This window comes from Nakamurella sp. PAMC28650 (assembly GCF_014303395.1).
Taxonomy (GTDB): domain Bacteria; phylum Actinomycetota; class Actinomycetes; order Mycobacteriales; family Nakamurellaceae; genus Nakamurella.
Window position 1 is genome coordinate 1,230,646 of record NZ_CP060298.1, and the last position, 12,530, is coordinate 1,243,175.

The 12,530-nt window shown below is 67.5% G+C and carries 10 protein-coding genes; 8 read left to right on the forward strand and 2 right to left on the reverse strand.

Features of this window, described 5'->3' with window-relative positions; genetic code table 11:
* Positions 1-89: 89 nt before the first annotated feature.
* A complete protein-coding gene (locus H7F38_RS05580) occupies positions 90-563 on the reverse strand; it encodes a hypothetical protein (RefSeq protein WP_187093208.1) in 474 nt (157 codons plus the stop codon).
* A 300-nt stretch (positions 564-863) separates the two neighbouring features.
* On the opposite strand from H7F38_RS05580, the gene leuS reads away from it, so the two are divergent.
* The 7 genes from leuS to araA all read left to right on the forward strand — a co-directional run bounded on the left by leuS (position 864) and on the right by araA (position 10,815).
* Positions 864-3,752: a leucine--tRNA ligase gene (gene leuS / locus H7F38_RS05585; protein WP_187093209.1), complete on the forward strand. Its 2,889-nt coding sequence runs from the start codon at positions 864-866 to the stop codon at positions 3,750-3,752.
* A gap of 162 nt (positions 3,753-3,914) precedes the next feature.
* Positions 3,915-4,835 (forward strand): carbon-nitrogen hydrolase family protein, encoded by a 921-nt coding sequence (locus H7F38_RS05590; RefSeq protein ID WP_187093210.1) that lies wholly within the window; start codon positions 3,915-3,917, stop codon positions 4,833-4,835.
* Positions 4,835-5,410: a hypothetical protein gene (locus H7F38_RS05595; protein WP_187093211.1), complete on the forward strand. Its 576-nt coding sequence runs from the start codon at positions 4,835-4,837 to the stop codon at positions 5,408-5,410. The genes H7F38_RS05590 and H7F38_RS05595 overlap by 1 nt, the downstream gene beginning before the upstream one ends.
* Before the next feature lie 190 nt (positions 5,411-5,600).
* Positions 5,601-6,620, forward strand: a complete 1,020-nt coding sequence (locus H7F38_RS05600; protein WP_222618476.1) for a LacI family DNA-binding transcriptional regulator — start codon at positions 5,601-5,603, stop codon at positions 6,618-6,620.
* A 132-nt stretch (positions 6,621-6,752) separates the two neighbouring features.
* Positions 6,753-8,483, forward strand: coding sequence for a ribulokinase (gene araB / locus H7F38_RS05605; protein ID WP_187093212.1), 1,731 nt, complete (start codon positions 6,753-6,755; stop codon positions 8,481-8,483).
* On the forward strand, positions 8,480-9,157 hold the full coding sequence (locus tag H7F38_RS05610; RefSeq protein WP_187093213.1) for an L-ribulose-5-phosphate 4-epimerase: 678 nt from the start codon (positions 8,480-8,482) through the stop codon (positions 9,155-9,157). The genes araB and H7F38_RS05610 overlap by 4 nt, the downstream gene beginning before the upstream one ends.
* 149 nt (positions 9,158-9,306) lie before the next feature.
* Positions 9,307-10,815 (forward strand): L-arabinose isomerase, encoded by a 1,509-nt coding sequence (araA, locus tag H7F38_RS05615; protein WP_187093214.1) that lies wholly within the window; start codon positions 9,307-9,309, stop codon positions 10,813-10,815.
* Between the two features lie 419 nt (positions 10,816-11,234).
* Here araA and H7F38_RS05620 read toward each other — a convergent pair whose 3' ends face one another.
* Positions 11,235-11,492, reverse strand: coding sequence for a hypothetical protein (locus tag H7F38_RS05620; RefSeq protein WP_187093215.1), 258 nt, complete (start codon positions 11,490-11,492; stop codon positions 11,235-11,237).
* Here H7F38_RS05620 and H7F38_RS05625 point away from each other — a divergent pair.
* Entirely contained in the window at positions 11,461-12,471 is a 1,011-nt protein-coding gene (locus H7F38_RS05625; RefSeq protein WP_187093216.1) for a substrate-binding domain-containing protein, read from the forward strand. The genes H7F38_RS05620 and H7F38_RS05625 overlap by 32 nt on opposite strands.
* Positions 12,472-12,530: the final 59 nt, after the last annotated feature.

Genomic DNA, 12,530 nt, shown 5'->3' on the forward strand with positions numbered 1-12,530 from the left:
AGGTGCCCGTCCCGCGCTCCGATGTCCTGACGGGTCGATCCCGGTCGACGAGCCGGACCGTCAGGCGGTCCGGGCGTGCAACAGGACCGTCAGGCGGTCTCGGCGTCCACCGGGACCGTCTTGCGGGTCAGGCCGCTGCAACCGCCGGCACCGCAGGCGCAGCCGTCGCACGCCGCGCTCGGCTTCGGCCGCCGGAGGGGGACGGGCAGGGTGCGGGCCGCCCGCTCGCCGAGGACGCCGCCCGCCGTCATCAGTACCAGGACCGCCACGATCGACAGCACGCCGATGACGACGGTGGCCAGCGTCGGCAGGGGCAGGACGAGCACGAGAATGCCGAGCACCAGGGACATCAGGGCCGCACCGCCGACCACCGGGGCGGCCACCTTGTTGGCCAGGGCGAAGGCGTCGTCGCTGCTGGAAGCCGCGATCGAGTGCACACCCAGCCTGCCCTCCCGGCGGAGCGTTCCGGTCCAGCCGCGGGCGGCGGTCACGGACGCCAGCCCGGCGAGAATCAGCAGCAGGGCGGCAACCGGGACGGTGAAAGCGGCGGGGGCAGTGGACACGCTCCCGATGATAATTGACTTCTGCCACCGATGAAGCGGGACAGGTTCGGCAGTCGGGTGCGGCCGGGCGAGTAACATCCGTGGCTATGGCAGGAACGTTGCTCCTTCTCGGGCCGCGCTGACCGATCGGCGTCCGGGCCACCGGAACGGCGGCGGACAGCGCGGCGACCCTCCGCATCCGTTGATGATCTTCTTCGCCACCGAAGGTCACCACGGAACGAGAGGGTTTTTTTGTGCCCGAGGGTGCCCCGGAGGACCGCCGCCGCAGTACAGGAACCTTTTCAGGAAGAGATGGACGCGATGACCAGCGAGCAGACCGGGTCGACCCGGACCGATGATCAGACGACGGAATCGGCCCCGCCCTTCCGCTACAACGCTGCCCTGGCCGCCGACATCGAGGCCCGCTGGCAGGACCGCTGGGCCGCCGAGGGCACGTTCGACGCTCCGAACCCGAGCGGCCCGCTGGCACCCGCCGACCCCGCCTCGATCCCGGACGACAAGCTGTACATCCTGGACATGTTCCCCTACCCCTCCGGCGCCGGTCTGCACGTCGGTCATCCCCTGGGCTACATCGGCACAGACGTACTGGGTCGTTTCCAGCGGATGCGCGGCCGGAACGTGCTGCACACCATCGGATACGACGCCTTCGGGCTGCCGGCCGAGCAGTACGCCGTCCGCACCGGCACACATCCGCGGACGACGACCGAGACGAACGTCGCCCGCTACCGCCAGCAGTTGCGCAGGCTGGGCTTCGGGCACGACCAGCGCCGCAGCATCGCGACCACCGATGTCGAGTTCTACCGTTGGACGCAGTGGATCTTCCTGCAGCTGTTCAACGCCTACTACGACTCCGACGCCCAGCGGGCACGACCGATCGACGACCTGATCGGCGAGTTCGCCTCCGGTCTGCGGCCGACTCCGGACGGCACGGCCTGGGCCGACCTGGGCTCCACCCGGCAGCAGACCATCCTGGCCGATCATCGGTTGGCCTACATCTCGCAGGCGCCGGTGAACTGGTGTCCGGGTCTGGGCACCGTCCTGTCCAACGAGGAGGTGACCGCCGACGGCAAGAGCGAGATCGGCAACTTCCCGGTGTTCCGACGCAGCCTGCGCCAGTGGATGATGCGGATCACCGCCTACGGTGACCGGTTGATCGCGGACCTGGACCGGCTGGACTGGCCGGATTCGGTGAAGGCCATGCAGCGCAACTGGATCGGCCGATCCGTCGGCGCGCGGGTGAGTTTCGAGGTCCTCGGTTCCCCGGATTCACGAATCGAGGTCTACACGACGCGTCCCGATACTCTCTTCGGGGCAACGTATGTCGTGCTCGCGCCCGAGCACCCGCTGGTCGACGCGATTGCCGCCGATCGGTGGCCGGCCGACGTCAGACCGATCTGGACGGCCGGCGCGCAGACCCCGGCCCGGGCGATCGCCGACTACCGGGCGCTGGCGGCGCGCAAGTCCGACCTGGACCGTCAGGAGACGAAGGAGAAGACCGGTGTCTTCACCGGCGCGTACGCCGTCAACCCGGCCAACGGCGCCGCGCTGCCCGTCTTCGTCGCCGACTACGTGCTGATGGGCTACGGCACCGGTGCGATCATGGCCGTGCCGGGGCAGGACACCCGGGACATCGAATTCGCCCATGCCTACGAGCTACCGGTGATCCGGACCGTCCAGGTGCCGGCCGATTTCCCCGAGGACGAGGCCTTCACCGGTAGCGGGCCGGCGATCAACAGTGCCAACAGCGAGATCTCGCTGAACGGGTTGGAGGTCGCCGAGGCCAAGACCAGGATGATCCAATGGCTGGCGGCCCACCGATCCGGCCGCGCCGAGGTCCAGTACCGGTTGCGCGACTGGCTGTTCAGTCGCCAGCGCTACTGGGGTGAACCGTTCCCGATCGTCTACGACGAGGACGACCTGCCGATCGCGCTGCCCGACGACCTGCTGCCGCTGGAGCTGCCCGAGGTGGCGAACTATGCGCCTCAGTCGTTCGACCCCGAGGATGCCGACTCCACCCCCGTTCCGCCGCTGGGCCGCGCCACCGAGTGGGCCACGGTCGAGCTGGACCTGGGACAGGGCGTGAAGACCTACCGGCGCGAGCTGAACGTGATGCCGCAGTGGGCCGGTTCCTGCTGGTACGAGCTGCGGTACCTGGATCCGACCAACGCCAAGGTCTTCGTCGACCCCGAGGTCGAGAAGTACTGGATGGGCAAGGATCCCGCGCGCCCGAACGACACCGGTGGCGTCGACCTGTACGTCGGCGGGGTGGAACACGCAGTGCTGCATCTGCTGTACTCGCGTTTCTGGCACAAGGTGCTGTTCGACCTGGGGCACGTCTCCAGCGAGGAGCCGTTCCGCAAGCTGTTCAACCAGGGCTACATCCAGGCCTACGCCTATGCCGATGCGCGCGGAACCTACGTCCCCGCCGAAGATGTCGTCACCTCGCCGGACGGCGCCTCTTTCACCTACCAGGGCCGGAGCGTCAACCGCGAGTACGGCAAGATGGGCAAGCGCCTGCTGAACGTCGTGACGCCGGAGGAGATGTGCGACCGTTACGGCGCGGACACCTTCCGGATGTACGAGATGGGCATGGGCCCGTTGGACATCTCCCGGCCGTGGCAGACCAGGGACGTCATCGGCTCGCAGCGCTATCTGCAGCGGATGTGGCGGGCGGTGATCTCCGAGGAGACCGGCGCCACCGTCGTCACTGACGACGCACCGGACGAGGAGACCCTGAAACTGTTGCACCGCACCATCGACGGGGTGACGACCGACTACTCCAACATGCTGTACAACACCGCGATCGCCAAGCTGATCGTGCTGACCAACCACTTGACCAAGTCGGCCGCGCCGACCTCGCGGGTGGTGGCCGAGGCCCTGGTGCTGATGACAGCGCCACTGGCCCCGCACATCAGCGAGGAGTTGTGGAGCCGGCTGGGTCACCAGCAGTCGCTGGCCCACGGCCCGTTCCCGGTCGCCGATCCGGCGTTGCTGGTGGCGGAGGAGATCGAGTACCCGATCCAGGTCAAGGGCAAGGTCCGTTCGCGGATCTCGGTCCCGGCCGGGAGTCCGGTCGCCCTGGTCGAGCAACTTGCGCTGGCGGACGAGAAGATCGTCGAACTCCTGGCCGGCGCGGCCCCCCGCAAGGTCGTCGTCGTCCTCGGCAAGATGGTCTCGATCGTCCCCTGACGCCGGGCCCGGCTGGGCTGGGCCGGGGTTCCGCATGGATCAACTTCGCAGGCATGGACGAAAGTGATGACTCCTGTCACTCCAGTCCCAAACGGGCCAAGTTGATCCATGCAGTCCTCTGTCGCCTTTAGAATTCGGTGGTCCGAGCAGAGGAGTCGCGCCGTGCGCATCGCCGTCAGTCAGTTCAGCCCCGGTGACGATCCGGTCGCCAACGCCTCTGCCCTGGTGGAGGCGGCCGCGGCCGCGGCTCGTGACGGTGCGGACCTGCTGCTGGCGCCGGAGGGATCGATCGTGTCCTTCCTGACGGATCCGGCGGCTCCCGGTCGAGCCGCGCAGCCACTGGACGGACCCTTCGTGGCGGCCCTGGCCCAGGCGTCGGCGGACCACGGGATCGTCATTGCCGCAGGCACTTTCGTACCCGACCCCGAGTCGACGCGGGTGCACAACACGCTCGTCGTCGTCGAACACGGCGAGGTGGTCGCGGCCTACCGCAAGATCCATCTCTACGATGCCTTCTCGTTCGTCGAGTCCGACCACGTCGCACCTGGCACCCAGACCCCACCCATCGTCGAGATCAACGGCGTCACAGTCGGTTTCGCCACCTGCTACGACCTACGTTTCCCAGAGGTGTTCCGGGTGCTGCAGACCGGTGGGGCCCAGGTGCTCGCGCTGGCGTCGGCCTGGGTCCGGGGTCCGCTCAAGGAAGAGCACTGGCTGACGCTGCTTCGTGCGCGGGCGATCGAGAACACCTGCTACGTCGTGGCTTCCGACCAGGCTGGGAGGGCCGGCATCGGACGTTCGGCGGCCTTCGATCCCTTCGGCCTCCAGATGTTGGACCTGGGGACGGCCGACCAGGGGTGCGGGATCGTCGACATCAGTCTCGACCGGGTGGCCGAGGTTCGCAGGATTCTCCCGAGCGCACAGCACACGCGCTTCCGGGTGGATCCGGTGCCTCGGGGGCCGATGCCGCTCCCGGACCCGCTGCCCACCGCGGCAACCCGCCCGACCCCGACGCCATTGACGACCCCGACGCCGACCGGATCGCCGTCGAAAGACCTTTACCCCGCCTACCAGGGCGGATGATGAGATACCCCATCGTCCGTCTGCAGGTGCAGACCGAACCATTGAAGACGGGCCGGGCCCCGCTGCGTCGGTACGATCCGTCCGCCATCGAGTCGGTGCACCGGATCGAGGTGGGCCCGCACGGGGTGGTCGGCCTGGCGGAGCGTCTCGGCGGCGTCATCGACGTCCACCACACCGACCACCCCCGCAGCCGCGACCGCAAGGGGCAGGGTGGGGTCAGCATCATCGGCACCGGTGACTACCGGCGGCTCCGGGAGCGCTACGGCGACCACCTGACGGAGGGCATGGCCGGCGAGACCATTCTTATCGACGCGCCGGACGGCTTGGCCGGAGTCGACATGCCGGCCGAGATCACCGTGGTCACTGCGGAAGGCCCGATCATCCTCACGCAGGTGCGGGTCGCCGATCCGTGCGTGGAGTTCAGCCGGTTCTGCCTCGGGCAGGAGCCGTCACCGGTCGTGGACGACGCCGTGAGGCAGGCATTGATCGATCTCGACGACGGCGCGCGCGGTTACCGGGGGGTGGCCACCGGGTTCGGCGTCGTCGGCCTGACGGACTGCGTCGAGATCGGCTGAGTCGTCGACAGCCGGCGCGGCATCGGCGCGTACGGTAGTGGGCTTGACCCGGCGGAACGTCCTCCGCCGTCACCGTTCCCGTCGCCGCGGCTGCGGCGCTACCATCTGCACCTCTCGGGTTTGAGTCGGTCGAAGGCGAGGCACGTCGGATGAACACACCTCGAACGGCCGGTCGTCGGCCGGGCACCCGATGAGTGCCTCCGCACAGGGTCGGCTACCCGGGATGCACGATGTGGCCCGCCGGGCCGGTGTCTCCCACCAGACGGTCTCCAGGGTCCTCAACGGTCTGCCGAATGTGCGACCGGAGACCAGGGAACGCGTGACGGCCGCCATCGCAGAGCTGGGCTACCGTCGCAACAACGCGGCCCGTGCGCTGGTGACGCGACGTTCGTCGATGATCGGTGTGATGACCAGCGGATCCACCCTCTGGGGGCCCAGCAGCGCCCTGATCGCAGTGGAGAGTGCCGCCAGAGCGGCCGGCTACCACGTCAGCCTGGCCGGTCTGGGGAGCCTCGACAACGGTCTGGTGTCAGGCGTTCTCGAATACTTCAGCGATCAGTCCGTGGAAGGCATCATCGTGATCGCACCGGAGGCGGCCCTGGCCCATGCCGCCGACCCGCTGGTCGCCAAGGTCCCCGTCGTGATGGTGGCCGCCGATACCCGGCCGTCCCCCGGCCTGCACATCACCTCGGTCGATCAGGAGGGCGGGGCGCGTCTCGCGGTGCGTCATCTGCTGGACCTGGGCCACCGGTCGATCGTGCACGTCAGCGGGCCGCTGGAATGGTTCGACGCCGCCGCCAGACAGCGAGGATGGCAGAGTGAGATGCAGGCGGCCGCAATCGAGCCGGCCCCGCCGATCCTGGGAGACTGGACCGCCGCCAGCGGTTATGCAGCGGGCGCGACGCTGGCCTCGTCCACGCTGCCGACCGCCGTCTTCGCCGCCAACGATCTCATGGCGCTCGGCCTCGTTCGCGCCCTCCACGATCACGGTATCGCTGTACCACAACAGGTTTCGGTAGTCGGCTTTGACGATATCCCCGGTTCGGCCCATTTCATCCCCGGCCTGACGACGGTGAAACAGGACTTCGCGGCTCTCGGACGCCAGTGCATCGACATCCTGCTGTCGGCCCTGAACGGTGGTGTGGACGACCCAGCTCCGATCGAACCGGAGTTGATCATCCGCGAGAGCACCGCTGCGCCCGTCTCCTGAAGTTTCTCGCCACCACACCTTGACGGGTGGCGTTGTGAACGTTAACAATGACGCACAGCACCGCAATGGACAGCACAGCACCGCAACGGACAGCACCGCAACAGACAGCACTGCACTGCGAGAGAGGCACCAATGACGGTGGATCCCCCACAGGCCCTGGTGATCGGGGTCGACTTCGGCACGTTGTCCGGTCGTGCCGTGGTGGTCAGGGTGTCCGACGGAGCCGAACTCGGGTCGGCGGTCCACCAGTACAGCCATGGCGTCATCGATCGCGACCTGCCGGTCGGTCATCGACAACTCCCGCCGGACTGGGCGTTGCAGGTCCCGTCGGACTACGTCGACGTACTCCGTCGGGCGGTTCCCGCCGCCGTCGAAGCCGCCGGCGTCGACCCGGCCCACATCATCGGCATCGGAACTGATTTCACCGCCTGCACGATGATTCCAGTGACGGCGCAGGGTGTTCCGCTCAACGAACTGAGCCAGTTCGCCGACCGTCCGCACGCCTACGTCAAACTGTGGAAGCACCACGCAACGCAGCCACAGGCCGACCGGATCAACGAGCTCGCGCGGGCCCGCGGCGAGAGTTGGCTCCCGCGTTACGGGGGGCTGATCTCCAGCGAGTGGGAGTTCGCGAAGGGCCTGCAGTTGCTCGAGGAGGACCCCGAGGTCTACCGGGCGACCGAGCACTGGGTCGAGGCGGCCGACTGGATCGTCTGGCAGCTGACCGGCCGTTACGTGCGGAACGCCTGCACGGCCGGCTACAAGGGCATCCGGCAGGACGGTGCTTACCCGTCCACGGAGTTCCTCGCCGCGCTCAACCCGGATTTCGCCGACTTCGTGGACTCGAAGTTGGCGGCCGAGATCGGCCAACTCGGAGCGAGGGCCGGTCAGCTGTCCGCACAGGCTGCGCAGTGGACCGGTCTGACGGTCGGAATCGCTGTAGCCGTAGGTAATGTCGACGCCCACGTGACCGTTTCGGCGGGGAACGCACTCGCCCCGGGCCAGATGGTCGCGATCATGGGCACCTCCACCTGTCATGTGATGAACGGGGTGCAACTGCGCGAGGTTCCCGGCATGTGCGGGGTGGTCGACGGCGGGATCAGCGAGGGTCTCTACGGGTACGAGGCCGGGCAGAGCGGCGTCGGGGACATCTTCGGCCACTTCGTCGGTTCCGGTGTGCCGCAGGACTACTACCTGCGGGCGGAGGCGGCCGGCCAGAGCGTGCACGAACTGCTGACCGAACTCGCTTCGGACCAGGCGGTGGGCGAACACGGCCTGGTCGCGCTCGACTGGCACAGCGGCAACCGTTCGGTGCTGGTAGATCACGAACTGTCCGGCCTGGTCGTCGGTCAGACCCTGGCCACCCGGCCGGAGGATGTCTACCGCGCATTGATCGAGGCGACTGCGTTCGGGGCCAGGACGATCATCGAAGCGTTCGTCTCCTCGGGTGTCCCGGTCACCGAACTGATCGTCTCCGGTGGTCTGATGCGAAACAGGATGCTGATGCAGATCTATGCCGACGTCACCGGTCTGCCGCTGTCGATCATCACCTCGGACCAGGGTCCGGCCCTCGGGTCGGCGATCCATGCGGCGGTCGCGGCCGGTGGACACCCTGACATGGCGACCGCCGCTGCGGCCATGGGTCGCGTGGAACGTGGTGTCTACCAACCGATTCCGGCTAATGGTCGAGCCTACGACGAACTGTTCGCCGAATACACCCTGCTGCACGACTACTTCGGGCGGGGCGGCAACGATGTGATGCACCGGTTGAAAGCCATGCAGCGCCGGGTGCATCGGGACCGGTCGCCGGTGATCCCCCAACTTGCGGGTGCCCGCCGGGACGAGCCGGCGGTGGCTCGATGACGATCGCCGGTGACGTCAGGGCCACCATCGACGGACTGCGAGCCCAACTTGTTGTCCTCCACGCGGAGTTGCCCAGGAACAACCTCGTCGTCTGGACGGCCGGTAACGTCTCGGCGCGCGTTCCGGGACGGGACCTGTTGGTGATCAAGTCTTCCGGGGTCTCCTACGACGAGCTGGACGCCGAGGCGATGGTGGTCACCGACCTGGACGGCAATCTGGTCGAGGGGTCCAGATCGCCGTCGTCGGACACGGCCGCCCACGCCTACGTCTACCGCAACATGCCCGAGGTCGGCGGTGTGGTCCACACCCACTCGACCTACGCCTGCGCCTGGTCGGCGATCGGCCTCCCGGTGCCCTGCGTCCTGACGATGATGGCCGACGAGTTCGGTGGCGAGATCCCGGTCGGCCCGTTCGCGCTGATCGGAGACGACTCGATCGGACGCGGCATCGTCGAGACGTTGCAGCACAGCCGCTCCCGAGCAGTCATCATGAAGAATCACGGTCCGTTCACCATCGGTCGGAACGCCACGGAGGCGGTCAAGGCCGCCGTGATGTGCGAGGAAGTCTGCCGCGCAGTCTTTCTCGCCCGGCAACTCGGTGACCCGCTACCGATCGCCCAGCAGCACATCGACTCGCTCTTCCATCGCTACCAGAACGTCTACGGCCAGGGCTGACCCGTGCCCCGCATGGATCGATCCCCGCATGGATCGATCCCCACTTCGAGTGCGGACCGCCGACCAAGGCTGAAATCGGCCACCCGGTCCCGCCCGTACCCACCATGCAACTGTGATCGCCGCAGTCGCTCCGAGAGAGGCCTCCACCGATGGAACTGCATGATGGCAACAAACAATGTTGGTTCCTGACCGGGAGCCAGGGTCTGTACGGCCCCGAGACGCTCGAGCAGGTGGCCGGTCAGTCACGCCAGATCGCCGCCGAGCTCGATGCCTCGACGGAGTTGGACCTCCCGGTCGTGTGGAAGCCCGTACTGACCGATGCGACTGCCATCCGAGCGGTGATGCTGGCCGCCAACGCCGATCCGGACTGCGTCGGGCTGATCATCTGGATGCACACGTTCTCGCCCGCCAAGATGTGGATCAGCGGATTGGACGCGCTCCGGAAGCCACTGCTGCACCTGCACACCCAGGCGAACGTCGACCTACCCTGGGCCGAGATCGACATGGACTTCATGAATCTGAACCAGGCGGCCCACGGTGACCGGGAGGCCGGCTACATCCAGACCCGGCTGGGTATTGCCCGCAAGACGGTGGCCGGTCACGTCCGGAATCCGAGAGTTGCAGCGAGGGTGGGTGCCTGGCAGCGGGCTGCGGCCGGTGCATCGGCGATCCGCTCGCTGAAACTCGCCCGGTTCGGCGACAACATGCGCGAGGTGGCCGTCACCGAGGGCGACAAGGTCGAAGCGCAACTCCGCTTCGGCGTCTCCGTGAACACCTATGGCGTCAACGATCTCGTCGACAGGGTCGACGCGGTGGCCGATACCGAGGTGAGCGCGCTGGTCGCCGAGTACGCCGACACGTACAAGGTTGCGCCGGAACTGCTCGTGGGGGGACCGCGGCACGAATCGTTGCGGTACGGGGCGCGAATCGAACTGGGCCTCCGGATGTTCCTGACCGAAGGCGGTTTCGGCGCGTTCACCACCAATTTCGAGGATCTCGGTGGTCTGCGCCAGCTGCCGGGTCTGGCGGTCCAGCGTCTGATGGCCGACGGTTACGGGTTCGGCGGCGAGGGCGACTGGAAGACTTCCGTGATGCTGCACACCGTGAAGGCGATGGCCGCTGGTCGAACGGGCGGAACGTCGTTCATGGAGGACTACACCTACGATCTCGGGGCCGAGGTGCCCACCATTCTCGGCGCTCACATGCTCGAGGTCTGCCCCAGCATCGCGTCGGGTACGCCGACCCTGGAGATCCATCCGCTGGGGATCGGCGGCCGGGAGGATCCGGTCCGGCTGGTGTTCGATGCGAGTCCCGGCCCGGCTGTGGTGCTGGGGATCGCCGACATGGGGGAGCGGTTTCGTCTGGTGGCCAACGAGATCACCGTCATCCAGCCTCCTCGGCCGCTGCCGAGATTGCCGGTCGCACGGGCGGTGTGGGAGCCGCAACCCTCGCTGGAGACCTCCGCGGAGTGCTGGCTCGCGGCCGGCGGACCGCACCACACCGTGTTGTCGTCGGCGGTCGGCGTCGAGGAACTGCACGACTTCGCCGAGATGATGGCGACCGAACTTCTGGTGATCGACCCGCGGACCGACACCAGGAGTTTCGGTAACGAACTGAGGTGGAACCAGGCGTATTACCGGCTGGCCAGGGGCTTCTGAGAGGGTGAGTGTGCGGTCAGCAGGCGTTTTCGCCTGCTGACCGCACACTCGCGACCAAAAAAGCGGTCGTCGGAAATGTCCCCGAAAAACAATTTGAGCAATTTGTAGATCTTTGGCTTGACACCGTACTTGTGAGCGTTAACATTACCCGGACAGTGACCGCCGCCACATCACCGCTCACCGCAGGGCGAGCCCGGTGACGACACGGACGACCATTCGGCCGCGCCGATCCTGTTCCGGTGGTGGTCGGATCCGAGTCGCGGCCGAGCTCCGCTCGAGGCCCGAGACCTCATGTCCAGTGGTACATCCCGCAGTCCATCATCGTGACGACAAGGACACCCGAGAATGACGAATCATCACCGTACCGCCCTCATCGCAGCCGCCGGCGCGGCCCTCCTGCTCGCCGGCTGCAGCACCGGTCAGACCACGTCGGCGGCGAGTTCGAGCGCCGGTGCCGGCTCCAGTTCGAGCGCGTCGTCGTCGGCCCCCGGTGTCGCTGCGGTGAGCCCGGCGAGCTCGGCACCCGCCAGCACGCCCGCCGGCACACCGGGCAGCGCATCCGCCAGCGCCCCCGTCAGTGCACCGGGAAGCGCCCCCGTCAGCGCACCCAGCGCGCCGAGCAGCGCCCCCGCGGCCGGCGGCTCGGTGCCGGCTGCGATCCAGGCGGCCGGCGGCACGGCGGTGCTGCCCGGTGCCCTTCCGGCGGGGGTCGAAGCGCAGTACGGCCCTGTCTGCAAGGGATCGGATCTCGGCATCGGCAAGATCGACTTCAAGACCGACACCATCGGCTGGGCGCAGTCCGAGAAGGAGGCCAACCCCTTCCGGATCGCCTCGACCAAGTCCCAGGTGAACCAGGCCAAGAAGCTCGGGGTCAAGCTCCTCACCACCAACGCACAGTCCGACGCGCAGCAGGAGAACACCGATATCAAGGGCATGATCGACAAGGGCGCGAAGGCGATCATCTTCTCCCCGATCAACTCCACCGGCCTCGGGGATGCGATCGCCTACGCCAAGTCCAAGAAGGTCGCGATGATCCCGGTCGATCGCAACATTACCGGGGTCAAGGGATGCCAGTCGGTCGGACCGCAGCTCGGTTCCGATTTCGTCCAGCAGGGCAAGCGGGCCGCGGACGCGATGATCAAGGCGACCGGCGGCAAGGCCAAGCTGGCCATCCTGCTGGGCGCCTCCGGCGTGAACGTCACCGACGACCGCACCGCAGGTTTCAAGGCAGAGCTGAAGGCGCAGAACGCTTCCGGTATCCAGGTCATCTTCGAGCAGACGGCCGACTTCACCCGTGAGAAGGGCAAGTCGGTCACCGAGACCCTGCTGCAGGCCCATCCGGACGTCACGGCCATCTACGCCGAGAACGACGAGATGGGTCTCGGCGCGCTGGCCGCGTTGGACGACAAGGGCATGTCCGGCACCGCCAAGGTCCACATCGTCTCGATCGACGGCACGAAGGGTGCGGTGCAGGCCATCGTGGACGGCAACTTCGACGCAGTGATCGAATCCAACCCCGCGTACGGACCGTCCGCCTTCGCGGCCCTCGATGCGTACGTCAACGGCGCCGGCGCACCGGCGGTCACGATCACCACGGACAACCAGTACGACAAGAGCAACGCCCAGGCCGGCCTCGACAGTGGCGCAGCGTACTGATCCGGCTCGGTATCCACGACGGCGCAGAGCATCTCGCGGCGGTGGGCGGTCACGGCAGT